Origin of the sequence: Streptomyces sp. NPDC058525 (assembly GCF_042719495.1) — a bacterium.
Taxonomy (GTDB): Bacteria; Actinomycetota; Actinomycetes; order Streptomycetales; family Streptomycetaceae; genus Streptomyces.
This window is the reverse complement of the sequence record NZ_JBHXNP010000027.1, coordinates 55,818-81,534: the sequence shown is the minus strand read 5'-3', so window position 1 is coordinate 81,534 and position 25,717 is coordinate 55,818. Positions and strand designations below refer to the sequence as shown.

The 25,717-nt window shown below is 66.5% G+C and carries 19 protein-coding genes; 2 read left to right on the top strand and 17 right to left on the bottom strand.

Features of this window, described 5'->3' with window-relative positions:
• Positions 1-6: 6 nt before the first annotated feature.
• The 10 genes from ACFWP3_RS15490 to ACFWP3_RS15445 all read right to left on the bottom strand — a co-directional run bounded on the left by ACFWP3_RS15490 (position 7) and on the right by ACFWP3_RS15445 (position 12,417).
• Positions 7-1,800 (bottom strand): ABC transporter ATP-binding protein, encoded by a 1,794-nt coding sequence (locus tag ACFWP3_RS15490; RefSeq protein WP_384220738.1) that lies wholly within the window; start codon positions 1,798-1,800, stop codon positions 7-9.
• Positions 1,797-3,650, bottom strand: coding sequence for an ABC transporter ATP-binding protein (locus ACFWP3_RS15485; protein ID WP_384220736.1), 1,854 nt, complete (start codon positions 3,648-3,650; stop codon positions 1,797-1,799). The genes ACFWP3_RS15490 and ACFWP3_RS15485 overlap by 4 nt, the downstream gene beginning before the upstream one ends.
• Positions 3,651-3,710: 60 nt before the next feature.
• On the bottom strand, positions 3,711-4,751 hold the full coding sequence (locus tag ACFWP3_RS15480) for an inosamine-phosphate amidinotransferase 1 (protein ID WP_384220734.1): 1,041 nt from the start codon (positions 4,749-4,751) through the stop codon (positions 3,711-3,713).
• A gap of 93 nt (positions 4,752-4,844) precedes the next feature.
• Positions 4,845-5,579, bottom strand: coding sequence for an inositol monophosphatase family protein (locus ACFWP3_RS15475; protein WP_384220731.1), 735 nt, complete (start codon positions 5,577-5,579; stop codon positions 4,845-4,847).
• A gap of 56 nt (positions 5,580-5,635) precedes the next feature.
• Complete coding sequence (locus ACFWP3_RS15470) at positions 5,636-7,234, bottom strand: GMC oxidoreductase (protein WP_384220729.1); 1,599 nt, start codon at positions 7,232-7,234, stop codon at positions 5,636-5,638.
• Positions 7,235-7,282: 48 nt separating this feature from the next.
• Positions 7,283-8,047, bottom strand: a complete 765-nt coding sequence (locus ACFWP3_RS15465; RefSeq protein WP_384220727.1) for a hydroxypyruvate isomerase family protein — start codon at positions 8,045-8,047, stop codon at positions 7,283-7,285.
• Positions 8,044-8,979: a phosphotransferase gene (locus ACFWP3_RS15460; RefSeq protein WP_384220724.1), complete on the bottom strand. Its 936-nt coding sequence runs from the start codon at positions 8,977-8,979 to the stop codon at positions 8,044-8,046. Before ACFWP3_RS15460 ends, ACFWP3_RS15465 begins: the two co-directional genes overlap by 4 nt.
• 5 nt (positions 8,980-8,984) lie before the next feature.
• Positions 8,985-10,271, bottom strand: a complete 1,287-nt coding sequence (locus ACFWP3_RS15455; protein WP_384220722.1) for a DegT/DnrJ/EryC1/StrS family aminotransferase — start codon at positions 10,269-10,271, stop codon at positions 8,985-8,987.
• 37 nt (positions 10,272-10,308) lie between these two features.
• Positions 10,309-11,457 (bottom strand): 2-deoxy-scyllo-inosose synthase, encoded by a 1,149-nt coding sequence (locus ACFWP3_RS15450; RefSeq protein WP_384220719.1) that lies wholly within the window; start codon positions 11,455-11,457, stop codon positions 10,309-10,311.
• A gap of 63 nt (positions 11,458-11,520) precedes the next feature.
• The gene (locus tag ACFWP3_RS15445) at positions 11,521-12,417 is read right to left on the bottom strand and encodes a phosphotransferase (RefSeq protein WP_384220717.1); all 897 of its coding nucleotides are present in this window, start codon (positions 12,415-12,417) and stop codon (positions 11,521-11,523) included.
• Between the two features lie 533 nt (positions 12,418-12,950).
• Between ACFWP3_RS15445 and ACFWP3_RS15440 the strand changes: the two genes are divergently transcribed.
• Both ACFWP3_RS15440 and ACFWP3_RS15435 read left to right on the top strand, forming a co-directional pair.
• Complete coding sequence (locus ACFWP3_RS15440; RefSeq protein WP_384220715.1) at positions 12,951-13,895, top strand: LuxR C-terminal-related transcriptional regulator; 945 nt, start codon at positions 12,951-12,953, stop codon at positions 13,893-13,895.
• Between the two features lie 248 nt (positions 13,896-14,143).
• The gene (locus tag ACFWP3_RS15435) at positions 14,144-15,430 is read left to right on the top strand and encodes an ATP-grasp domain-containing protein (protein ID WP_384220712.1); all 1,287 of its coding nucleotides are present in this window, start codon (positions 14,144-14,146) and stop codon (positions 15,428-15,430) included.
• Positions 15,431-15,593: 163 nt separating this feature from the next.
• Here ACFWP3_RS15435 and ACFWP3_RS15430 read toward each other — a convergent pair whose 3' ends face one another.
• From ACFWP3_RS15430 to ACFWP3_RS15400, 7 genes are all read right to left on the bottom strand, one after another.
• Entirely contained in the window at positions 15,594-16,946 is a 1,353-nt protein-coding gene (locus ACFWP3_RS15430) for a hypothetical protein (protein ID WP_384220710.1), read from the bottom strand.
• Between the two features lie 966 nt (positions 16,947-17,912).
• Positions 17,913-18,251, bottom strand: a complete 339-nt coding sequence (locus ACFWP3_RS15425; RefSeq protein WP_384220707.1) for a helix-turn-helix domain-containing protein — start codon at positions 18,249-18,251, stop codon at positions 17,913-17,915.
• 2 nt (positions 18,252-18,253) lie between these two features.
• Entirely contained in the window at positions 18,254-19,147 is an 894-nt protein-coding gene (locus ACFWP3_RS15420) for a tyrosine-type recombinase/integrase (RefSeq protein ID WP_384220705.1), read from the bottom strand.
• 318 nt (positions 19,148-19,465) lie between these two features.
• Positions 19,466-21,316 (bottom strand): TniQ family protein, encoded by a 1,851-nt coding sequence (locus ACFWP3_RS15415; RefSeq protein ID WP_384220702.1) that lies wholly within the window; start codon positions 21,314-21,316, stop codon positions 19,466-19,468.
• Positions 21,317-21,319: 3 nt separating this feature from the next.
• Positions 21,320-22,573 carry an AAA family ATPase gene (locus ACFWP3_RS15410; RefSeq protein WP_384220700.1) on the bottom strand — a complete coding sequence of 418 codons (1,254 nt, stop codon included), beginning with the start codon at positions 22,571-22,573 and terminating at the stop codon, positions 21,320-21,322.
• Positions 22,570-24,822: a transposase gene (locus ACFWP3_RS15405; protein ID WP_384220698.1), complete on the bottom strand. Its 2,253-nt coding sequence runs from the start codon at positions 24,820-24,822 to the stop codon at positions 22,570-22,572. The genes ACFWP3_RS15410 and ACFWP3_RS15405 overlap by 4 nt, the downstream gene beginning before the upstream one ends.
• Positions 24,822-25,613: a TnsA-like heteromeric transposase endonuclease subunit gene (locus ACFWP3_RS15400; RefSeq protein ID WP_384220695.1), complete on the bottom strand. Its 792-nt coding sequence runs from the start codon at positions 25,611-25,613 to the stop codon at positions 24,822-24,824. The genes ACFWP3_RS15405 and ACFWP3_RS15400 overlap by 1 nt, the downstream gene beginning before the upstream one ends.
• Positions 25,614-25,717 lie beyond the last annotated feature (104 nt).

Below are 25,717 nucleotides of genomic sequence, written 5' to 3'. Positions count from 1 at the left end.
TGTCCGTCAGTGCGCGGCGTATGCGGTGGCCTGGATGCCGTAGAGATCGGCGTAGCGCCCGTTCAACCGCATCAGTTCCTCATGGCTTCCGGACTCGACGAGTCGACCCTTGTCGAGCACGAGGATCACGTCGGCGCCTGTCACGGTCGAGAACCGGTGCGAAACGATGACGGTCACCGCCCCAGACCGCTCGCCCAAGGTTCGTGCGCGGGACATCTGTTGTTCGAAGATCGCCTGCTCGCTCGGGGCATCGAGGGAGGCGGTGGGTTCGTCGAGGACGAACAGCAGTGCGTCGGAACGCATCGCTGCCCGGGCAAGAGCGGTGCGCTGCCACTGCCCTTCCGAGAGGTCCACTCCGCCCAGCTCCCGGCCCAGTTGTGTGTCCAGGCCGTCGGGAAGCTGTTTGACCAGGTTCTCCGCCTCGGTTTCCTGGACCGCCTGCCAAATCCGCTGCCGGTCCTCCAGGTGCCTCAGGTCACCGAGCCCGACGGCCTCGGCGAACGTCGTCCGGAATCTTCCGAAGTCCTGGAACGCGGCACTGGAACGCGACCGCCATGCCTCGGTGTTCAGCTGGGACAGCTCCACCTCGTCGACCATGATGCTGCCGCTGTCGGCGCGGTAGAGCTTGTTCAGCAGCTTCACCAGCGTCGTCTTGCCGGAGCCGTACTCCCCGACGATGGCGACGACCGAGCCCGCCGGCAGGAAAGTGGTGATGCCGTCGAGGGCCAGCCGGTCCGTACCTGGATACGAGTACGTCACGTCCTGTAGGCGGATGCCTTCGCGCAGCTGCGCGGGGGGCGTCTGTGAACCGCGGGCACGGGCCTGGTCGGCGGCCGCGTAGTCACCTAGCCAGAGGTAGGGGTCCAGTATGCGCCGAGCGCCTGCCGTCGAGGTCGTGCTCATGACCGTACTAGCGACGGTCTGACGCAGGCTCGATGCCATTGTCACTGTCAGTACCAGGTCGCCGACACTGCCGCGGCCGTGTGCGGTGAGGTACGTGAGCAGACCAAGGGAGCCGATGAAGCCGGTGGTGAACACGAGCCAGCCGGCAAGTTTCCACGCCGCGGCGGCGAACTGGGCCCGCGAGCGCGGTCCCATGGCCGCCTGCCATGCCTCGCTCTGCCTACGGATGACCTCGTCAGCCGCACCGGAGACACGGATGTCCTTGCCCGCTGCAACGCCGACCGCCAACTCCGAGAGGTGCTGGTGCAGACGGTAGGACTCGGCCGTCTCCACCTCGACGCGCGTCACGACTCCTTGTCCGCGGTGGTCGCACCAGACGGGGACAACTGCGAACACCAGGAGCAGTACGAGCCACGTGCTGACCGTTCCGAGCAGAAGCACGGTGATGACTAGCTTGAGCACGTTGGCGACGGCCATGACGGCGTTCCACATGCTCAAGCTGACGTGTCCGGTGGCGGAACGGATGATGCTCACCCGGTCCAGGAAGTCGGTGCGCTCCAGGTGCTCGAGCCCCTCGATCTCAGCGATGTCACGGTGCACCTGGGGGTGCAGCTGGAGCCGGCCCAGTCGGTCGTTGGTCGTCACGCGCAGGATGTCAGAGGTGCTCTGCAGCACGAGGTTCAGTGCGTATACGACGGCGGCCACCACGGCTGCGACCACGGCCCGGGTCGTCTCTCCCCGGACGATGGCGTCCACGGCTTCCCGGAGGGCCAGCGCGCAGACGGCCACGACCAGGACCGAACCGACAATGGCGGACAGAGTAGCGGCTGTGTACTTGCGCTGGCTGCGCCACGACAGCGACAGCAGCTCTCGCCACAGTCTGAGGTACCGCCTCATCCGAGGTCCTCCGCTTCGATCCTGTCCTCGTGACCACGCCGAAACCTCTCGGCCTGGATCTCGAACATCTGCGCGTACTGGCCACCGAGCGCGATGAGTTCCTCATGCGTGCCGGTCTCGGTGATGCGGCCCCCGTCCAGGAGAACGATGCGGTCCGCCTGGCGTACGGTGGACAGGCGGTGCGAGATGAGGACCACGCTGGTCTCGCCCCGGTTCTTCGCGATCCGCTCGAAGACATCGAACTCGGTACGGACATCGAGATGCGCCGTCGGTTCGTCGAGGACGAGCAACCTGGCTCCCTGCCGTACTGCATACAGCGCCCGGGCGAGCACGACCTGCTGCCACTGGCCGCCAGACAGGTCGACTCCGCCTGTACGGGAACGAGCCAGTGGGGTGTCCCAGCCGTTCGGCAGCCTGTCTAGCACGTCCTCGAATCCCGCGTCGTGAGCAGCGGCCTTGACCAGCTGTCGATCCGGGGAAAGGCTGCCCTGGCCCAGTGACACGTTGTCGGCCGCCGAGAGCTGGTACTTGACGAAGTCCTGGAACACCACGGACAGCTTCCTGCGCCAGGTCGTCGGATCGATGCGCGCAAGGTCGTCGCCGGCGACGGTGATGCGACCACCCGTCGGCTCGTAGAGGCGGCTCAGCAGCTTGATCAGGGTGGACTTCCCCGCACCGTTCAGTCCGACGATCGCCAGCAACTCGCCCGGGCGTATCTCCAGGTCGAGTCCGTTCAGAACGTCCCGCTCCTGGGTGGGATAGCCGAACGACACGTCTTCGAACCGGATCAGAGGCGGTGTCTCACGTTCACGGCATCGCTTGTCCGCATGCGGGTCGACCGTGTTGCCCGACGCCGAATCGGCCATGGCCAGGCACAACCCGTCGTACGCCTTGAGCACTCGGGTCGCCCCCAGGATGTGGTAGACCTCCGAATCGGGGTCAAGGACCTGGAACAGTGACCAGGCGGCGGCGAAGACCGCCGCGGCCACCCCAACCTCGCTCGTGCCGTGGGCCGCGCTGTAGGCCACCACGGCGTAGGCCGGGACGAGTCCTACAAGCGCGATGAGCAGCTGCTTCCACATGCCGCGGACCATGCCCGCGATGTGGTCCCAGAGCGGGGTGTTGGCCGTGCGGATGTGCTCTTGCATCCGCCGGATCATCCAGTCGGAGAAGCCGAAGATCCGGACGTCCTTGCCCTCGCTCGCTGAGGTCGCAGCGTGCCGCCACACATCGGCGTGCATCTCGCCCTTGGTGGCACCACGCCACAACTGGGCCAGGGCGAACTCGTCCCGTGTCCGCAACATTCTGTTGAGTGCCGCAGGCAGCAGGACGAGAGGGACGATCCACCACGCGTAGGAGGCAAGTACCGCGCAGGCGGCGACGGCTCCGATCATGGTCGCCGCCCACCGGACTTGCCCGATGGCACCGTCAGCTGGCGTGCAGTCGTAGCCACGACTGCGGTCGGCCATCGCCTCACGGACCAGCACCTGCACCTCGGGCCGTTCCAGGGCGTCGATGCGCGTGCCGGCGGCGACCACACGGGCCACTCGCTCTCGGTGCTCCCCGTCGATCCGCGCGCTTGCCAGGAACCGCACAGGTGTGACCATGGCTTCGGCGACATGCGCTGTCACCAGCACACTCGCGAACACCCCGAGCGGCAGTAGTGCCATCGCGAACAGACCATGCGTTGTGGACACGTCGAGCTCGCCCACGAGCATGGCCAGAGCATGGGCCGACGCTGCCGGAGCAACGCTCTCGATGAGGAGTATGACGATGAGCAGCGCGATGACGGGCGCTCGAGCGGATCTGAGGGTCCGCAACAGCCTCAGTCGGCTGGCGAGGGCTTCCATGGATGGCCTCCCGGGTAGCTGCGTAGGGGCGAGACGTTCTCCGGGTACTACGCGCCCGGGCTATCGGTAGGTTTCAAGCGTTCCGGTCCGTCGGACGTCAAGCGATACGCAGTGGAACGAGCCTCCCAGGGAGCGCGCGTGGGTGAGCCGCTGCGGCAGGACGTCCACTCCGTGCTTCTCCAGAGTGCGGATGAGCTCCGGCTGCCTGTCATCGGCCACCACCAGGTTGGGCTTCAGAACCAAAAGGTTCATGCCGATCCAGGTCGAGCAGTAGGGCCGCTCGCCGACGAACCCGATGTCCTCCAGTTCGGGGCACCACACCTTGTCCCAGCCCCGCAGGAAGTCGGGCATGTTCGTGTCGTTGACGCGCTCGGGGTTGAGGAGTACCAGCCCCGGCCGGAGCGGCACGATGGTCGAGTCGACGTGCGTGGACGCGTATAGGTCACGGCAGGGGTGCACCGTGTAGGCATCACCGAGCGTCGACTGCAGCCACTTCCATCCCCGCTCGTTCCCGCTGTCGGAGACGAGGTAGAGGATGTCCGTGCCGAAGCGCAGGATGTTCGCCGCGTCGAACGCCGGCTCAATGTCGAGAAGTCGGTGTCCCGGTTCGCGTGTCACGTCGTATATGTCGTCCGTGAGACGGGGCTTGGGCGCGGAGAGCCAGCGGGCGCCGCTATCGAAGTACTCCAGGAGCAGGTTCTTGTACGCGAAGGGCTCCAGGAAACGGGACCGGAGCACCATCGGCGTTTCGATGACCGTGTTTCCGATGGTGAGCAGGACGTCGCGCGGGCAGTAGTTGTAGTGACCGTCCGTCTGCCAGTCGGGAGTGGCCACGGTGGCCGCGTGGTCCGTGTCCTGGGGTCGCCGGACCGTGACGCCGAGGTTCGTGAGGGCCTGGCACAGCCCCTCGAGGTCTTCGCGCGTCTGCTCCAGTACCTGCTGGGGAACGGGACCCGAGGGAATCCTGTCCATCGAACCGAAGTCCGCGTAGTCGATGGTGAAGAGGTCGGTTCCCGGTACGGGGACGCGGGCTCCTTCGATGGAGCCGATGATGACTTCTTCGAGCGGGTCCCATTCGTTGTGTACGTCGACGAGGCTCATGGTTTCTCCTTTGAGATGTGGCGAAAGGGATGGGGGAACGGCAGGGGAAGGCGGGACGCCGGTCCGGGGCTCGAACGGCCCCGTCCCTCCCGGTCAGTAAGTCTTGTCGGAATGGCCCAAAACGTTCAGGACCTCGTCGCGCAGCAGCGGATTGGCATAGACGCCCCAGCCGCGATCGATGCGCTCGCCTCCGTCGGGGTCCTGGAAGAAGCCGCCCGCCTCACGGACCAGGAGGACGGCCGGAGCCTGGTCCCAGGCATTGCCGCCATCGTCCAGCAGGACGTCGATCCGTCCTTCAAGCAGTGCGGCGACCGGCGAGACCGTGTCCTGCGTCCAGGTGCCGCGGGCTGCGAGCGCGGCCGCACCGGGTGACCCAGGGTCCACAAGTCCGGCGACGCGGGCGTCTGCCAGGCGAGCGGTGCGGGACACCTCGAGGCGTCGTCCCGTGCTGAGCGGATCTGCCGTCGTGCTGCGGTACGCGCCTGCGGCGTGCACCGCCCACCATCGCAGCTGCTCCGTCGGGCGGGTCAGGACAGCAACGGTAAGCCGGCCATCCACTTCCAGGGCAATGTGTGTACCCCACGCACGACCGCCCGCAAGGTAGGAGCGTGTGCCGTCGATGGGGTCGAGAATCCAGCGCCGCCGGGCGTGTGGCGCGCGTGTACCGGATTCCTCTGCGAGCACTCCGTCCTGTGGCCGCTCAGCCGTCAGCGCGGCGAGCAACGATGCCTCGACCGCCAGGTCCGCTTCGCTGACGGGTGAGCCGTCGCTCTTCACGGAGATGCCGGGTGTACGGGAGAACCACTCGAGGGCCATGCGGTCTGCCAAGTCCGCCAGTCGATGTGCCAGCAGGACATCGGACCAATAGCACGTCAGGTCTGGGGTCAACGGGTCCCGCCCGTCATTCCTGCCACTGGCGTGTCCGACGTCAGACGATCCGCGAGAAGCGCAGCCAGCCGGTGGGCGAGGGCCATTGTCGTCAACGAGGGGTTCGCTGCGCCGAGCCGCGGAAAGGTCGACGGCCCAGCCGCGAACAGTCCAGATATGGCTCGGAACTCATGCTGCTCGTCCAGTACTTCGCCCAGAGGAAGCGTCCCACCCTCATGGTCTTCGGTGCCGAGAAGGTTGGACCAGGTCGTCGGGACTGCGAAGGGCATCGTGGCGATCGACTCGGGCAGGGCGAGGGCGTTGCCCCGCTCCGGGTCTCCGTAGGCCGCGAACTCGAACTCCCGTCTCCTGACTCCGGCGATCGCGCACACTTGCGCGTAACAGTCGCGCACGATCTGCTGCTGTGCGGCGATCAGTAGGCGGTCCGCCTCCGAGGGAACCGAGTGGACCGACGTGGGCCAGGGGTAGCTGTCGGCCGGGGTTACCTCGACGCGGCTCGTTCCCTGGTCCAGTTGCTCACCCATGGCACGGATCTCCACCAGTACACCGCCGTTCGCATCCTGCGGGTGTACGTCCACGAACAGGTTGGAGCGGGCGGGCGGGTCGTACGACGCATAGTAGGAACCGACCGGTACGGCCTCCATCAACCGTGCGGCGGATGCGCCTTCCAGCCGCAGGAACAGGCCCTGCACTATGTGGTCGGCGAGGCCGGGAAGCGTGGCCGGGCCTGAGTGATCCGCGGGAGTCAGTGCCTGCAGGGAGAGTCGGCTGTTTTCCATTGTGCCCGCGCACAGGACGATGTTCTCGGCGGAGACCTCGGTTAGCAGGTCACTGCCGGGGCGGCGAATCATCACACCGCGCGCCCTTCCGTCACGGACAACGATGTTGACAACCTCGGTTCCGGTCAGCAGGCGGGTCCCGGGAGGCGTGCCGTGCCACTTCCCCGTGACAGGGTCCCGCCAGTCGTCGAGGCCCGAGTACGCGTACCAGGCTGCGGGTGAGTGGGAAGCCGTACGCCGGGTCAAGGGGGTGGGCATCAGTCGGATCGATCCAGCGTCGACCTGGCGGGGAAGCGCGACGGGCTCGCTGCCGGTTTCCGTGCGCTCCGCCCACTCTCGCAGTCGTCGTTCGACCTGCGCGTACAGCGACGGCCCGCCCCGCCATGACACACGCAGATCGCGTACCACCGCGGCCGGCCAGGCCGGCTCGGTCAGCGCCCAGTCCTCCATCTGCAGGGTGACGCCGTACCAGTACAAGGCACGGCCTCCGAGCCGCCTGCGTATCCCGGAGCTCCCTGTGTAGTGCGGTGCAGTCCGAGAGGTCCACGGCTGGACGAACGAGGAGTCGGTCGTCGGCTCGAGCCACATCCGAAGGGCCGTCTCCGGAGCGTGGGCCACATTGACGTGACGGAGATCGTCGGCTGGGCCTGCTTCGATCAGAAGAACGTCTCGGACGCCCCTGCGGGACAGTTCACCGACGACTTCCTGGCCGGCGAGACCAGCGCCCACGACGATCGTGCGGGCGGTGTTGGGCAGCATGGCGTGGTCGGCGTCGGTGACTTCCAGGCCGGAAATCCGGTAACTGTCGCGGGACATGTCGAATCATTCTGGTAGTGGGGGCGAAGCGCTGGGGGCGTCCGCCGCCTAGGCTGCTGGTTCGAAAAGGGTGTAAGCCTGCTGGAGCGCCGCCACCGGGTCGGCTCGCGGTATGAATTCGTGGCCGATGAAGCCTGTGTATCTGTGCTCCTGCAGACTCAGAGCAATGGCGCCCCAGTTGACTTCCTGGCGGGAGTCGAGTTCGTGCCGACCGGGCACTCCTGCCGTGTGGAAGTGGCCGATGCGATGCAGATGGGCACCGATGGTGCGTAGAAGATCGCCCTCCATGATCTGCATGTGGTACACGTCGTAGAGCAGGCGAAGGGCCGGGGAGCCTACCAGGTCGATCACGGCCGCTCCCCACTCTGTGGTCCGGCACTGGTGTCCCGGATGGTCCACTTTTGTATTCAGCGGCTCCAGCAGCAGGCCCACACCGGCCTGTTCAGCTTCGGCGGCGAGCGGGCGCAATGCCTCGGCGCACAGAGCGATGGCTGCAGCGTCGTCAGCCGTGTGTGCGACTCCTGACATCACGGAGATGTTATGGATGCCTTCTCGGTGAGCAATCTCCAATGCCCGGCGCACCTGGTCCCCGAGATCGGCATGGTGCGATCGATCGTTGAACCCGATGTCGATCGAGTCATGACCGTCCACGACGACCAGCTCAAGACCCAGGTCCTTCGCTCTCGGCCACAACGGCGCAGGAAGGAAGTCGACACCCCGGAAGCCAATGTCGGCAGCCCGCTCCAGAAGATCCGGAACCTGGAGCGGCCCCTCCGTCAACGACCACCACGCAAAGCTCTGCCGGTACGTCACATCGCCCTCCCAACGCCTTCGTAAGCTGAGTTGGTGGATGCCATAAGCAATCGCCGCAGCCATTCCACTAGCAACTCCTGCAAGCCATCCGCGCCGCCGATCCTGTCGACGATGTGGCGGTAGTTCGCCACCTGGTGCGCGGCGCCGAGAACTGCGGCCGCCCGCAAGCCTCTCTCCACCATTGAGGGGGGCACGACATCGGCCCAGACGCGGATGAAGGACGCTTCGGCCAGTCGTCGCTCCTCGCCGGTGGCGTTCATCAGCGGTCGGGCCAGCTCTGCGAAGGGGTGGGTCACCACCGCATCCGTCCAGTCGATGATCACCCATGACCGACCCGTCCAGTGGGCGTTGCCCTCCTGGATGTCGCCGTGTACCAAAACGTTCGGCAGGCCATCCTCCTCGAGTGGTTCCAATGTCTGGAACAACCGTGGCAGCGCAGTCTCCAAGGATTGCGCCACGTGCGGTTCGAGCAGGTCCAACCGCCTCGAAAGGCTGTCCAGCTCGGCACACAACTGGGTGGGGCCTCGCTGAGGGCAGCCGAGGGCGCTCAGTTCGTTGGTGCGGCCGATTGAGGCAATCTGAATGCGCGCTGCGGCTTCGAGCGGATGCCCGTGAGGCTGGACGGATTCTTGCTTCAGCACCTCGCCAAGGTTCTCGGTGAGCAGCCAGCCATCTCCGTGGGCTACTACACGGGCACCGTGCTCCGGCCGGGTCTGTGCGACCCAGCCGGCGATGCGGCCTTCGTGCGCGAATGCAGGCGGGACGGCCTTGAACCAGACGGGGCCGCCGCGGTCGGTCGGCACCCGGAAGACTGCGGAAATACTCCATCGGCGGATGATCTCGGGCTCATCGACCCGTACTCTGCCTCGCCGCGCGAGCTCCGTGTCGATCAGGTTCAGAACGGCAGTCGAAGGAAGTGGTGGAACCCACACAGGCCTCACCTCTGACTCACTGAAGGAAGGTCACCAGCGAGGCGGCGTACCTTCGCGAACGCCTCAACCACGGCACGAAGGTGGTCTTCAGTACCGAGGAGCATTGAGTGGTGCAGCACCAGTGCCCGGTCGGCCTCCCGCCGTGCCATGGGCAGGTGGAATCGAGTGGGGTCGAATGTAGGCCCGCGGCCCTGCTCAACGAGTCCGGGTAGCCGTCTGGGGTCGTAGAGGGGATGCTGGTTCAGCGGCTGATACGGGGTGTGGATCCAGTATCCGAGTTCCTCGCTGAGCGCGTCGCCGACAACAGCCGCGCTCCGTCCCGCGAAGGACCCTTCCCGGAGCCTGATGACGTAGTGGTAGTAGGCGCGCTGATCATTCTGTGGATGGGGGATGACCGGTTCCAGGTCCCCCTGTTCGGTGAGAGCTTCGTCGAGAAACTCGGCGGCGGCGGCTCGCCGACGGTTCTGCTCGTCGAGCCGCTCAAGGCCGTCGAGAAGCAGCGAGGCCTGGAACTCCGTCATGTGCATGTTCCAGCCCTGCACGGCCGACGCTTCGACCAGGTCGGGACGTCCCAGAACATGAGGACCTTGCCCGTATCGCCGGCCGTCACCTCGCAACATCTCGGCTCGTTCGCGGACCTGAAGGTCCGAGGTGACCAGGAGCCCGCCCTCCCCAGAGGTCAGCGTCTTGCCCTGTTGAGCACTGAACGCCCCGGCGATGCCGATACTGCCGGCACCTCGCCCCCGCCAGGTCGCACCGTAGGCCTGTGCTGCATCTTCGATGAGTGCCAGGCCGTGCCGGGCCGCCAGGTCCTGGAGGGCGTCCATGTCTGCCATCGACGAGTAGAGATGCACGGCGATGATCGCCACGGTGGCCGGGGTCACGGCAGCAGCAACCGCTTGCGGATCCAGACACAACGTCCGAGGGTCGATGTCCACGAGCACGGGAACTGCTCCGCACCGAACGACAACCGAGGCGCTGGCGACCCAGGTGAGTCCGGGGACGATGACCTCGTCGCCAGGCCGGACCCCGACAGCTTGCAGGGCAGCGATCAAAGCGCTGGACCCGTGATCGACTGGCACACACCACTCCGACCCGACGAAGCTGGCGAACTTTTCGGCCAGTTCCGCCTCTTGAGGTCGCAGACCTGTCCAAGGGCCGCTGACCGCCCAGCGCTCACCCCGTAGGGTCTGGAGGAGGCGCTGCTCTGCTCCCGGGCCGGGCTGAGGCCAACGGGGCCAGCCTCCGCGCCAGGTGGGTGAGCCGCCGTCCCGGACGAGCCGCTGCGTCATTGCTTCTCACTTTCGATTGCGCAGATGGGGCTGCTCATCACTGGTTGTCAGGCACCAGGGTGGCGACGGCTTCCTTGACTATGCCCAGGGGGACGGCGGTCAGAGGCAAATCGTGGGACCCCAGGGGGACGCCCAGCCGACCGAGGAGGACCATGGCCGCCTCCTCGCCCGAGACCGTCAGGTATCCGCGCTTGTTGTCCACTCGCACGACATCCATCACGTCCTCGATCAGCAGGCCGCCCGGCATCTCGGTGCCGACGCCCAAGGCACGTGCCAACTCCTCGTGCACAGCTACCGCGGCGTCGTCCAGGGCACCCATGGCGTTGGATATGCGAGCGGCGGCGAGCATGCCCAGCATCACAGCCTCGCCATGGGACAAGCCGTCGCTCCCTCTCAGTCGCTGGTCACACATCTCCACCGCGTGCCCGACGGTGTGGCCGTATTCCAGGATCAGCCCGGCTCGCTGCTCGTAGGTGTCCTGTGCCATCACCGAGCACTTGGCCTCGAGGCTCTCCTCCAGGAGCCACAGCAGTGTCTGCGGGGACGCCAGGTCACCGGCAGCCAGTCGATCCCGCATCTGCGCGATCGACTGCGGGCGAATGGCGAGACAGTTCTTCGTGGCCTCGCACAACCCGGAGCGCAGCTGCTTGCTGGGGAGGGTGCTGAGGAGGCCGGCGTCGAAGTAGACGGCCTCCGGGGTCCTGTAGGTGCCGATGTGGTTCTTGCCGTGGGTGCTGTTGATCGCCTGCTTGAGCGAAATCACCGAGTCCATGGCCGCGACGGTCGTGGTCGGTATGTGCACGAGCCGAACGCCGCGGAACAGTAGTGAGGCGACGACACCGGCGAGGTTGCCTGGCACGCCGCCACCGAAGGCAACAACGACCGACTGCCGTGAGGCGCCTGCGGCGATCGCCTGCTCCAGACAGGCGCCGAGGTTGTGCAGAGACTTCGCCCCATCGCCGGCTGGCCGGCTGAAGACATCTACCGGTGCGACTCTGGCGAGGGCAGGCAGCAATTTCTCACCGTGCAGTTGCAGAACATTGTCATCGGTCACGACCAGGAACCGATCCGCGCCATAGCCCGCCATCGACGCAACAATTCTGTCGAGGCAATCCTCCCCAAAATAATACGGATAGGAGGCCTCGCCGAAATCTACGGAACACTCATTCCAGTTAATACCAGACATAAATCGAACTCACCTAACGAGAAACAACCGACGAGATGGGGAAGCGGGCGGGTGGGGACGCGCCTATCGCTCGGGCAGATAATTGGTAAGCCTGTTCCACATGGCTCGAATTTCGCCATTCTCTCTCGGCGATTCGCGGAATATCATGGAATACTCGGCCACTTCGCTCAAGATCCACTTGATCTCGTAGAATCGCGTGACGACACTCCGCCCGGTAGGCGCGTGGCCGAATGTACGTCGCACGTGAAACCAGTCCCGCTCCGGCGGCCCCCACATAGCGCCGCCCCAGTCAGCCAGAAGAAATCCCTGAGCGGTGCGCAGCACGTTAGGCGCACTCGGTTCCCCGTGGGTCAGGACCGGGTCCGCCCGAAGCGCCAAACATTCGCCCGCCAGGCCACACTGCTCGTCATACAGCTCCTGGAGGCGCTGGCGGTGCCTGCCCAGGAGTTGATGGAGCCGCCCCGGGAGGCCATCGCCCGCCGGAGCTGCATCGTCTGCAAAACCGAAAATCGACCGAAGGTCATTCTCGAAGCTCAGCCGGAAATCTTCTGACGGCAACTCAGCGTCGACTCGGGAATCGTGAACTTGGTGCAGCATTTGAACGATCTGGTCCAAGTTCTGCGCGGACACGCTATCCCGCGTCGTCTGCGAGGCTTCGACGAATGGAAACACGACGAGGGGGCTTCCGTTGATCTCGCGCACCACCCGCCCGTCCGCACCAACCAGTGGCGCCAGGACGTAGCGCAGCCCACTGTTATGCAGCTCGACTGCAGCCTCATAGGCTCCAGGGACGTGCCCGCGGAGATCCCTGCGCACACTGATCCAGAAGAGGCCGGAGTGAAACGCCCAGCTGTCTTCACCGAGCGGCTGGAAGACGAGTGGTTGCGAACCAACACCATACTCTTCCTCGAGCATAGAGCGGAGTTCGGCGAAATTGATGTGATCAGGTGCGAGTAGCACTGCTTCTCCCGTTATTGAGGCTCCTCGTAGCCTGCCCTTCAGATAAAGATGAAGTGGTTAGGCTCCGCGAATAGGGTGGTCGGCTACATCTGTCACGGACACCGCATGCCTCTGTGCTCATCGGCCTCAACACCTGTGGCGGTCAACGCTGGCGGAGTGTCGTTCGCCCACGCATCCCGATGAGTACCCCAGGCTTTCGCCGAAGGGCGGGGTGGGCGAGGCGCCGACTCTGCCCTCATACCGCGCCAGCCACGCGGGCGGCAGGCGACGCAGCCGAGGCGCGGCACCCACCAAGCAGGCACCCGCCCGTTCCCGTTCACTGATCTGCTCGCTCCCCGCGTGGCACCGGACAGCTGTCCAGCAACTCCATCGCCCTCCGCAGATGGCGTGCAACCGATCATGATCCACAGCGCTCTCTACCGGAACAGGGTTAATGGATCATGAACAGGTAACTCCTAAAGAGGAAGGCAGGACGAATGCCATCTAAACCACAAGTAGCGGATGATTTCGTACTCGCGTCTGCCGCAGCTGCCATGAAGCTCATCCACGAAGAGATGCTCAAGGGCGGCCCCCACTCACCAAGCGATCTGGCCTCCAGCCTCGGCTTGACCGAACATGAGGCGCATGCAGCCGTCGGTAGACTCCTGGAGATAGGCCTGCTGCGACCGGAGGACCAAACCGGTACATATGTGAGCACCGCCACCGACGTAGCTCAGACGCGGCTGCTGGGATCCATGCAGCACTCCCTCCGGAGCGCGCAGGTCCGGATCGCGGAAGCCTCCCTGGTGCTGGCTGCGCTGGGCAACGCGTACGCCTCAACCCCGGAATCCACGGGTGAGGACTTTCTGCATCTCTCAGCGGCGGACGTCAACGCCATGTTGGAGGAAGACGCGGCAACGTGCAGCAGTAGTCTGCTGACCGCGCAGCCCGGAGGGCCGCGGCCGGCCGAAGCACTTGCCCAGGCCCGCATACGGGACGTCGACATGGTGAACCGCGGGGTGCGGATGCGCACCATCTATCAGCACAGCGCCAGGTACAGCACCGCCACCGAGGCGTTCGCGGAGCGCCTGACCCAGGCGGGTGCCGAGATTCGTACACTGGCCACACTGTTCCCGCGGTTGATCATCTTTGATCAGCGCATAGCATTCATACCGGGACGTGAGGGATCGTCAGCCGTCCGCATCCGTGAGCCCTCGGTCGTGGCCTTCCTGACCAGTGCCTTCGAGATCGGCTGGAACGTGGCTAGGCCCTTCGCCTCGGCGTACGAAACGCGTCGAGAGAAGGTGATCACTTCGGACATGCAGCGTGCCATCGCGCGGCTCTTCCTCGAGGAGGACAAGGATTCAGCAATCGCGCGACGACTCGGGATCAGTGAACGGTCCTGTCGTGCCCACGTATCCAAGATGATGACGAGCCTCGGTGCTCGCAACCGCACACATCTGGGGTATCTGCTGGCGCAGGAGATGGGCCAACTGTAGGGCCGGCCGAGCGGGAAGCCTATTTGCAACCCGTCGGGACCGGATACCCGTCGCGGGCGCAGCCGGACCTCCCTCCTGTTGCTACCGCCAGGCCAATAGGTACAGCCATCCCTGGGCGGCCCCCGGCGGTCCTGCTGCCGGCGGCCGCCATTGGCCCGACCGGGTCGCCTCAGCACAACCCCTCTCCTCATTGTTCGGCGCCCGCCAAAGGGCTGCCGTCTCGTCACCCAAGCGAACCAAGTGGAGCCATGAGTTACACCAACACCAGCCTGCCTACTGTCGCCGTTGTCTACGCGCTCGGAGCGGGCAGCCCCACAGCCGTCACAGAGGCTGGACGCGGGCTGTGCGAGATCCTCTGGGTCTACGACTCTTCGGACGGATCCATACGGGAGGCAGTGCCCCTGCTTCGACACACCGCCGCTGTCCTGGACGTCGCAGGGCTACTTCCCCAGGAGGCTGCGGCAGCGCTCGTCATCCGAGGCGTTGACGCCATCACCACATTCAGCGAGTCCCGCATCCGATGGACTGCGGACGTCGCGGTGGCGGCCGGCTGGCCCTACCACTCGCTGAATGCTGCACGCGCGCTCACGGACAAGGCCGTGCAGCGCACCGCGTTTACACAAGCCGGAGTCTCCCCGCTGCGGCACCAACTCATCACACCCTCTCAGGACCCGACAGAGGCCGCGTCAGAAGTGCGCTTTCCCGCCGTGCTCAAGCCTCGATCCGGCGCAGGAAGCCGCAACACCCTCCCCGTCACAGACCTTCACTCCTTGCACTCCGCGTTGAGCGCCGTGCCTGACGACGAGGAGATGGTTCTGGAGGAACAGTTGAGAGGCGACTCGTCAGTGGCCGGCTCCCAATGGGGGGACTACGTTTCCGTCGAGACGCTGACGGGTCCGGAGGGGCACGAGGTCCTTGCGGTATGTGGCAAGCTCCCGCTCGTCACCCCGTATCGGGAAACAGGCTCCGTCTTTCCTTCGACCTTGTCCTCAGGGCCATTGCGTGACGCGGAGAAGCTCGCGATGCGCGCTTTGGACGCGCTCGGCGTCGGCTATGGAATCAGCCACACCGAAGTGAAGCTGACCTTGGAGGGGCCCAGGCTGATCGAAGTCAACGGCCGAGTTGGCGGCGGTACCGCCCCCGTCATCCGAGCGGTCGGGGGACCAGACCTGTTGCAGGCGGCACTCTGTGCTGCACTTGGGATGCCGTACGCCTGGGACCGGAATGCCCCTCAGAAGGTGGCCTACGAATATCTGTCCCCGGCACCCACACAAGTCGCTGTCGTGCGAAGCATCAGCGGTATCCGAGAGATCCGGAAGCTGCCGGGCGTCACACAGTTCAGCCCCTCAGTCCGACCGGGCACCCTTCTCGACTGGCGCACCGGCACGGAGAGCTACCTAGGCTGGACCCACGGAGTAGCCGCCAATCACGACGAGGTCTTGACCAGTATTGGCCGCATCGACGCACTCCTGAAGGTAGAGCTGGAGGAGCGTGACAAAGCCGTACAGCTTGCGGCTGATTGCCCCGCTACCTGAGCAGAGTCAGTTGATCCGTCTTGAAGGACAACGGAGATCAGGGGCTTCGGTCCCACCCGACGCGCCGGACGGTTCCGGCTACGCCTGGAAATCAGTCAGCGCGCCGCGAACTACAGGGCAACCGTTGCCTGGCGCAGCACACCAGCTGTCGGGCGGAGCGGACCTACGGCGCGATGGGGTCGGTGTGAAACCTCTCGGGGTGGGCAGACGCGAGGTAATCCATGGCCGTGTCCTCGGCGATCCCGAAGACCGTCATCAGGTGTACCGGATCAGCGGTCGCCCGGGCCTCGTCCAAGATCCTGTCGATGCGTACCTGCTCCGCGTTGATTCCGAGGCACCGAAAGAAGTACTGGAATGCCTTGTGACTCATTTGAGGACCCGCAGGATCATGCACCGTCACCCGCGTGACCAGCAGGTGTGAGTTGGTGGAGTGCGGCCAGCGCGCGACACGTTCCTTGAGCATCGTGGCGATCAGGGACAGCGTGAAGTCGTCCAGGTAGACCAGTCGCGTCTGTCTGCCGGATGCACCCCGTACGCCGAGGGTCCCCTTCGACCGGTTCAGATCGGACAGCAGCGTCCCGCGGATGGTGTGCGCCCGCAGCGCGTGGATGGCGGTCAGCGCGACGGCGACCCTGCCTGACGCGGTGGGAACACGGTCAATAAGTCCGACGAGCCGGTCCGAGGGCACGGGCCTGCGAATGGCGACGCGGAACGTGAAAGTGGTTGAGCGGGCAGGATCATGAAAGATGACCCGCTCTCGCTTGAGTGCCTTGAACAGGGACCGCAAGGCGGTGAAGACACCATCAACACCGGAAGCGTTGTCGACGGCTTTTTGGACATGAGCTTTGGTGATTTCGCGTAGGGAGGTCACCGACGGTCCCCACGATTCCAACACGGGCGTCGCATAGCCGAGAGAGCCGTTCACCGTCTTCCAGCTGAATGGGCGCGATGGCCGCCTACCCTCCCCGCGCAGAACTGCGATCCATACGTCGACCTCGGGCAGCAGATGGCCAGGAATCCGTCGGCGTAGGCGGGCGACACCGGCCCGGTGGGGGTCGGCGTGCCGTAGGTGGTCAGCGATGAGCAGACCTCGCTCCGTGAGAAAGGGGATGAGCCGGCGGGCGTTGTAGGCGTTTCCCAGACGAGCTATCGCCCACAGGTCGGCTTCCTCGATCGGCGCGTCGACGCCCAGCCACGCCGTGATCGTGATCAGCGTCCGTTGATGGGCGCTGGCGACCCGTGGGCGCCACTTTTGACGGGCGGCGAGCTGGGCGAGCTCCCGGCGAAGTGCTTCAGCCCGGTCGCTGAGCGCGGGCAGCTCGCGCTGGTGCAGAACTTCCCAGTGCCGCGGCGGTGCGGCGAACAGAGCGAGCGAGCTGACCGGCAGTAGCCATCGCGGGAGATACCACGGGCTGTCGGCGGTCCGCGGTCCCTTCGGCGGCGACTGGGCGCCGGATGCCGTCCTGTCCGGTGACGAGTCGATACCCGCGCCAGCGCGGACGTAGCCCTGCCCCATCCACCCACAACTGGACGCCGGACGTCAAAGTCTGCTTTCCGATGTGAGCAAGGGCGTACAGGCACATTCGGCATCGTCTCTGCTGCAGTGGCAGGTTCCGTCCGCAGCCCCCACACACGCCGACCTGGCGGTGGGCCTGCTTGAAGCGCTGGCACGGCAGGCACAGCCGGGCTCCGTCGGCCTTCCACGCCAGGCAGTAGGCGCAACTGGAGGCCGGTGCGACTATTTGGCGGGCCAGCCGCATGATCTCAGCCCGCTCTACCTGCGGTCCGAGTCCGGCGCGGTCGAGGACTTCCGCTATCAGCGCCGGTCGGCGGGGCAGTCGAAGGACGGCGTCGAGGCTGACTCGGCGTGTCCCGGGAGGACGTACGGTCAAAGCGTGGAGGCAGTCCGACAGGAGGCCGATGTCACGGACCCACGGACCCCGCGCCTCCACCGTCGCGTCGATGGCCGCCCGGACGGCCTCCATCTCTCGGGAGTAGCCGGCTGTCGTGAAGTCCCTTGCGGACATCCCTCCCCGCCTCACAACAAGGAGGGACAACTGCCCGGGGATTTGCGGTGGGAACGAAGCAGCCTGAAGTTCCTCTCGCTGCCGCCGCTGGACTCGCTCCTGTTGCCGCTGGTACACCCGAGATCGGCCGGCCGTCGACCGCAGCACCTCGGGGAGAATCAAGGACAGTTGCAGAGACTGCGGTCGACCTGCCCTGGGCATGCCCATTTCCCCAGCGGCGACGCGGCACTCCAGCGCACACAGGCGGCACATCCCGCGCTGGTCGAGGGTGACCTCCTGCGGCCATCTGTAGTGGCGGCAGCGTCCGACACCGTGGTTCGCGGGGTGCCAGTCAGTGCATGGCTGGCACACGCCCCGGGGTCGCACCGTTCCCCAGGCGCCGCATCTCCGACACGACGCAGGTCCACGCTCCGCCCACCTCTCCCACTGCTCCTCTCGAACGCCCATGGCCTGGTCTAGTTCGGAGGAAGCGACTTGCGGCCGGAACCGCCGGGGCGGGAGACCGGCCGTGCCGCGTCGGACCCGGGTTTGCCGCCCCCGACTGCGCGAGGTGCCTCGTCGCGTACAGCGCGATGGGATTCCGGCTCCTCCTGCATCAGGTCCGCGACCGTGCATTCGAGCGCCGCACAGATCATGTCCAGGTCCTCCAGCCGCACGGTGACCGGCTGGCTGCCCCACAACGCGGCGACCTTGCTCAGCGACGGACTGAACCCCACTTCCTTGAACGCCGCGAGCAGCTGCACCGGCCGCCAGATGTCCCGCTGCGAGGCGACCATCCGCAAGTTCCACTTCACCGCTATGCCCTTCCCCTCAGCCGCTGGACCGCCCGGTGCGATGCTTCCAGGCTTGCCTTCTCCGGATCAGCGCGAACCGACGAAAGGTACCCAACCGTCGTCGTTGCCCAGCGGTGGCCAAGAATTTGCTGTACATCCCACAACGGCATGCCGTCCTCATAGTGGTGTGTCGCGCAGGCGTGCCTGAGTAGGTGCGGAAATAGACGAGTGACAGGCCCGGTCAGATGAAGCTTCGAGGCATCCCGCAGCGTCCGGCGAAACGCATCCGGGCCGACCGGCGGGGCAATCGGCACATTCAGCGCCGCCACCCCCTGCGGTAGTCGCTCGGACGGGAACAACGGGGCGCCCGGATCGCTCGCGTCGTCGGTGAACTCCCCGCGAATCTCCTCCAGATACCACCACAGAAGGTCCCGGCCCTCCTGGAACAGATACGCCTGCCGCTCGCGCGGACCGGACCGCCGTGCGCCCTTGCCCTGGACAATGAACCGGCCCCACTGACCCAGCTCCCAGTGGATGTCGCCAATGGTCACGGCGCACAACTCCGCAGCTCGCACCGCCGATATGTACGTCAGCTTGGCCATCACATAGTCCCGGCAGGACACCGGGTACTTCCGGGCGTCCGGCAGCGAGCCGCGCCACGAGGCGAAGAACTCCTTCGTCGCCCGCTTCGACGGCGGGACCCGCAGCCCGAAGTCCCCACGGTGCACAGGCTGGTTGAACGGATCGACCGGAGACTCGACAGCCACGCCGAAGCGCCGGGCGATCTCCCCGGCGTACCGCTGCTCGAGAAAGTGGAGTATCCGTCGATCTTCAGCAGCTTGCTCCGCAGCGTGGACGTCGCCCGCTTGCCGACTCCGGCGAAGTACTGATCCAGGTGCCGCGGTGTGATCTGCCACGGTGGCAGGTCATAGAAATCGCATACCTCGACGACGGGTTGGACTTGGCGGTGCAGGGTGGTGGGGGCCAGACCTGCGACGTCGCGCGCCCATAGGTACTCCATCAACGTGTCCTGGAAGAACGCCTCGGCGTCGCCATCGGTGACGGTCGCGGCCGCGCGGCGCTGCAGGGTGACCACGTTCGCGAGCCCGGTCTCCGTCGGAGGCGGCACAGGCTCTTCGGGCGCTGTGACGTTGATCGATAGCTGGCCAGTGAGTGCAGAGACCGGGCTGGTCACCGGGATTTCGTTGATCGGTAGTTGGCCAGACCGTTGCGCGCTATCTGGCCAGTCCCGGACTCGTTGCTTCGTGGGCTGTGAGCACCATTTCAGCGTGCTCTGTGAGCAGGCTCTGGAGTAGCTGGTAGCCGGTCTTGGCTGCGCCTGGGCTCCTGATCATTCGGACTGCGCTCAGAACTGGGCTGTTCCTCGACGTGTCGATGACGGCTCGTGGGTTGCGTGGGCTGGGGGCGAGGCTGAACTCGTTGCCGGTGAGGTATGCCCAGATGAAGGCCGAGGCCGCGTCGTGCAGCCGGGTGTCGAGCCTGAACCGGGTCTTCGGCAGAGGCTCCTTGATCTGCTGAACGATCGCTTCGCAATCCGCTGGTGGGAGGGTCCAGGCGGCGAAGTGCAGCCGTCGGCTGCGGTAGTCGACCGGTTTTGCGAGCCGAGAGACCTGCTCAGTCAGCCTCTCGAAGGCGGTGCCGAGATTGATGCGGTGCCGGTGGCTCTCCGGGGGCTGGAGTCTGCGCAGGCGCCGGGGTCCTTGATGCCAGGTGTCCGGGATCCCGAGGTAGTGAGCGGCCTGCTCGGTGGTCATGTCAGTGACGTTCTTGATCATCTGGAGGGCCGCGAAGCGCCGGAAGATATGGCTTTGTGCCATGGACAGTGCAGAGGGAGCGACGTCCATGGCCGTGAACCATTCGTCTGGGAGCCACTGGGGAATGTGTTCGGGCTGGTAGGAGCAGTCGCGCGCGAAGAGAGGGATCAAGGGCGGTAGAGAGCGGCGACGGGTGGACGCTGCCGCGGCCTGTCCGGGGAAGTGAGCGGGCAGAGCATCTCTGACCTGGGCTTTGAGGTTGGTTGAGGCGTCCGTTCGCAGGATGCTCCAGGTCTTGCCCCAGCCGGGGGTGCTCGGTGGCAGAGCGCGTTCGAGGAGTGCGGTCAGCGCGTGACTGAGACCGTTGCCCGGCAGCCCGAGCAGCCGGGAGGAGATGTCCAGCAGCGCGGCGGTCGCGGAAGGCGAGTCCGGGATCGTCGCCCAGCGGTTGCTCCTGTCGATGTGGGTGAGCGTGCGCGGGTCGCGTTTCCGCTCGCGTTCGATGTGTTCATCAAGGTGGGCAACGAGGCCCGGCTCCGCCGTGATGGTGGAGGCTGCGGGCCAGGTCGCGCTGACGACGGCGGCGATGAACTGAAGATCGGCGAACGCTGTGTAGGCGTGCTCGGCCGGCTGGGCAGGGTCGAGGAGGCTGAGGATCCGGCGCTGGAGAAGGAGAAGGTGCCCGCTGAGGACGGGCGCGGTTGGCAGGGAATCCGGACGGTCCAGGCGGTTTCCGCAAAGGTCTCCTTGTCCGGGTAGCTGGCTGCGGCACTGGGCTGGGTGCAGCCCCGACGCGGTCAGCGCGGGTAGGAGCCGTCTGCTGAGGAGGGGCTGCTGGCAGGCGGAGCAGTCGTGTCGCAGGAAGATCTGGTGTTCTGGGCAGGCGAACACGACGGCCAGGCGCCAGCTCGTCTGCCAGGGCCCGCCGTGCCGCCGCTGGATCTCCGATTGGTCCCCGGCCAGGCAACGAGGGCAGAAGCGGGTGCTCGTCCCGAGGAGCCCGGGAGGGAAAACTCCCCGGGGTCTCATCTGGGCGGCCGGCGGGTAGTGCCGGGCCAGACGACGCAGCAGAAGCTCTTCAACCTGTGCTTGGGAAAGCCGGGTGGCGGCGGCGAAGGAGGAAAGCTGCTCGGCCTCCAGCATCAGCATGTGGCTGGCGGGAACCTGGTGAGAGCGCCGGCAGATTCCGGTCCGCCGGGCGATCTCTCCGGGGCTCTGGTCCAGGCGGTGTCCCAGCCTGAGCAGGAAGCCGCTCAGGCTCTCGCCCGCCAAGGGAACCAGGCTCCGGGGAAGGGGAACGGGCCTCGACATCGGTCAGCTGCCGGCGGCGCGGGGGCCGCGGTCGTCGTAAACGGTGTTCCGGCGGCGCCCGCGGACTGCGGACCTCTTCGGCGAGCTGGCCTGCTGAGGGATGGCGGGGACCTCGCCGGCGGCGTGGTCGCGGCCGGGGTCGTCGAGACTGATCACGATCTCGTCGAGAAGGTCTTCGTCGAGGAACTCCTTGCCGCTGTCCATGGCCTCCTGGGCGCCGTCCTCGATGAGCCGTTCCAGGAGACCGACGACTCCGCCAGTGCGTCGGATCAGGTACTCGGGCATGGAACCGCCGGTGAGCATCCCGGTCTTGGCCTTGAGTAGCCGCAGCTGGCCTTCCAGGCCGCCGAGGTGGTCTTCGAAGGCCGCAACCTCGTCGGGGGTGGTGTAGCGGAAGTGATCGAGCTCGACCAGGTCGAAGCGGCGTTCGGTCTGAGTGGTCTCGAAGCCGTGAACGCGGGCGTGCTCAGAGGACGGCATCACCCATTGCCGTGTCTGACCGTCCCAGCGGGCCTCGCGCAGGAGACCCGACCCAGGGATGTCGACGCCGACCAGGACCAGGGTGACGTTCATGCTCATGAAGGCCCGGATCAGGTCGAGGGTGTCCTGGTCGTCGGCCCGATGCATGCGCAGACGCGTAATGTCGTCGAGGATGAGCGCCTTGACGCCATGGTCGTGGAGGGACCGGGCGACCTGCTGGATCAGCTGCGGCAGGTTCATGCTCGTCATGCTCGCGCCGAAGAAGTTGAGCACGGCCTGGCAGGTGCTCTTCGGTTTCGCCGTCACCGGCGTCTGGACATAGACGACGGGGGCGTGCAGATCCCACGTGCCCTCGACGGCAGCCGGGTTGAGGTGGCCGTGCATCTCGAGCCACGCGTCCTCGAAGGATGCGGCGACCTCACAGACCGTCTCGGTCTTGCCCTGATATCCCCATCCGGTGACCATCACTCCGGCCCGGGTGGCCGGCTTCTGCTTGAGCGCGTTGTTGCGCATCCGCCGGTTGACCAGCCTCGAGACTCTCAAAGACATCGGAGTCTCCTGCAGCGGCAGGTTCACGTGGGTGGCGGTGCGGTGCAGGTCGTAGAGAGACCGCCGGTGCGGGCTCAGGTCCCGCCACTGCGCGAAGGACAGCTTCGGCGCCGGCGTGAACGACTCCCGGGTCGCCCGGTAGTGCTGCCACCCCTCGTAGGTGTCCCGCCGGGGCGGCTTGCCGGTCAGCATCCCGGCAAGGACCCCCGGTGCAAGGACCTCACTCACGCGTTCTCCCTTGTGGTTGCGTCGCTCTCGTCGTCTTCGTCCGGTGGCAGCAGGAACAGGCTCCGACGCCGCAGGGAGTCGCCGAGCCTCGGCGGAGGGGTCGCCTGGCGCGGAGCAGACGCTTCACGCCGCCGCCGACGGTCCGCATCGACCGCCTCCGCGACGGAGCGGGCCTGCTCCGGCCACTCCGCCACCTCACCCGCCGGCCTCGGGCCGCCGCCCGCAGGAGTCCGGTCCAGCTCGGCTGCCCGCGCCTGCGCGGCCTGTCGGGAACGGCCGGTGCGACGCCGCTTCGACTCCTGCTTCGCCTTCTGCGTCGGCCACTGCCCGACCGGGATCGCCTCTCCGAGAATGTCCAGCAGAACAGGGAGAAGTTCGGCATCCGAGCGCGGAGCGAGGCGGCGCCGGCGGACCTCGCCCAAGAGATCCTCGACGGACCGGTCGGAGAACGCGGGGATCTCGCCCTCGGGCGGCAGCCCGGTCCAGCGCAGAACGTGCCAGTGGCCGTGGTCGTCCGCGTCCTGGAAGAACACCGTGCGCCGGTCGCGGCGGTCGGAGTGGACCACCCACTTGCCCTTGTGCTTGCCGCCGCGGGCGGACGGCTGCTGGTGACGGGGCTCGTCCAGGACCGGATCGTGATACCAGAGTCCGAGGATCTTCACCCCGCGTCGCGCATGAATCTGCACGTGATGGCGTCGCAGGAGCTGGTAGTAGAGCTTGGGCTGAGGGATCTGCAGGGCGAACCCGCCCTGTTCCATGGAGGCGGCGAACAGCGAGTTCGGGCTGTGTTCCTCACCCGGGCCCCAGGCCGGGGCGTATTCACCCAGCACCCTGTTCTGCCACACCCGGACGACCCAGGTCGCGACCAGGTCTTCCATCTGCGACATGGTCAGGACGGCGTCCCCTTCCGGGTTGGCGCCGCGGTCGGCGACATCGGCGCCGGTAAAGCCGAGCAGGTGCTCCAGCAGCAGGCTGTTGACGGCCGAGAACGCCCGCTCGACGGCGAATTTGTCGGTAGGACGAAGGGTGCGGGCGGGCAAGATATTGCAGCCCAGGATTCGCTCAGCCTCCACCACATGGTGGTTCTTGTAGGCGGCGCCGTGGTCGGTGGTTACCGTCTCCGGCGCGAAAAACGGAAGGGCCGCAACCTTGTGCCCGGCGAACTCGGCCACCACCGACGCCGGGACGCCCGGGTAGGGCCACTCCATCTCCCCGCCCCAGCCCTCTCGCATGGGCAGCGGCATCATCACGTCCCCAGGCAGCATCGCAATGTCCACCGAAGTATCCGCCACCAGCGTGAGCCGGAACGCGACGATCGAGTGCGTGTAAAGGTCCAGAGCGAGGGTGAGCATCACCGTCACCGGATCCCCGAACACCGACTCACGGACCTTCACCGGCAGCGGCGTGGTGTCCAGGGCGACGACCTGGCCCGGCCTGTGCACCACCACCCTCGGCGAGGTGTCCCCCACGGCCTCCGCCGAGCGGAGGTAGCGCTGGCGGCCGCCGTCACTGCCGAACCACTCCAGCCAGACATTGCGCAAGGTGAAGTAGCCCGGGATGTCCTCGGCCGGGAAGTCGGGGAACTTCTCGACGACGTACTGGTGCATCAGCCGGTGGCGGGCCCGCATGCTGATCCGGGAGCGGTCCACGCACTCCCGCTTCACCGCGAAGATCGCCTCCCGGATCTCCTCCGTGATGCTCGGATGGCCGCCCCGCCTCCGGGTCCAGCGGCCGTCCGCGCACCCGGTCACCAGCTCGGTAGCGCTCTGCGAGGCGAGTCTGCGCAGAGTCCGCTCGCTCATGTTCAACAGGCCCAGAGCTGCGGCGTCCCCGCGGTCCAAGGCCCCGAGTTCGGCAGCCTTCGACCGGCGCCGTTCGCTCACCGTGGTCCTCGCCGGGTCGTATGCCGGCTTCGGTTCGCCCGGCCGTGCCCGAAGGGGGCTTCCAGAGCGGTAGCCGGTCTCCGCCTCGAGGACGTGCTCGGCCCGTCTCCGGGCCCGGTCCAGCTGGACCTCGCTCAAGTCCGTTCTGGCGACGGGCTGATGTCCGCTGGCAATCCCCGTGGTGATGGCGGCTTTGACCGGGACGCAGTCCGGGTGGTTGATCAGCCACCGGATCGTCCGCACCTCGGTCTCCCCCTCTCCCTGGTCCAAGACGACCTGCCCGAGATGAGGGCGTACTTCCACCACCGTCCGGTTGACGCCGTTGATCTTCAAGGTCAGCCCGCGGGCGACGTCCAGCAGCGGCATCAGGTGCCTCCTCCGGTCTCACCTCGGCGCCAGACCAGAGTTGCGTCCGTCAGCGGCCGGCCCAGGTCAACACCGAGTCGGCGATGCCAGAGCAGGTGGAGTGCGTGAGCGCGGGCGACCGCGGGAAGCCTCGTCCGCTCCACGAGCCGGCCGAACGGCGATGGCCCTGTCATGGCCGCCGCCTCCAGTTCCCGCTGCAGCCCCAACGGATCCTGCAAAGGCCGGCGCTGAGCGGACAACGCGTCCAGAACGCTCAGCACATTCGGCCGCCACCCGGTCACAACCGTGTAGCGCCAGCCACAGACCGATGCGGCCTCCCCGGACGCGGCGAACTTCAGAGCATCCTCCTCGCCCACCAACGGCCGCGGCCGGACGTCGAACAACCACCGCCCGCCGTCCGGCATAAGCGCCAGAAAGTCCGGCGTGTGTTCCGAGCGGCCCCCTTCGTGCTCGAACGACATGCGGAAGGGCTGCGGGAAGACCTCGGCCGCTCTCACGAAGTCCAGCACCGACAGAAGCCGGGCCTCCTCCAACGACTCGAACCCGTGATGCCGCCCCGTCGAGACCAGGAACTGCAGCCCGGGCCGATGCCGCTGCCCGGCCCGCCACGAGAAGCGACGCACCGGTCCCGTACCGGCCAGTGGAACCGAAGCCATGTCCCGTACCGGCCAGACCACCTCGTCACCGCCGACACGCCACGCCGCCGACCACCGGCGCGGCCATGAACCTTCCTGTGAGAGGCGAGCGCGTACCACGTCACCGGCGTCGTACGGCACGACCAACTCGTCCAACCCACAAACGTCTGACCGCACCAGGGCGCTGATCTGTGTCTTCACGCCCTCACGACACCAGCCCGGCCTACCGGCTGTGTACGTATCTCCGTACCCGACCACAA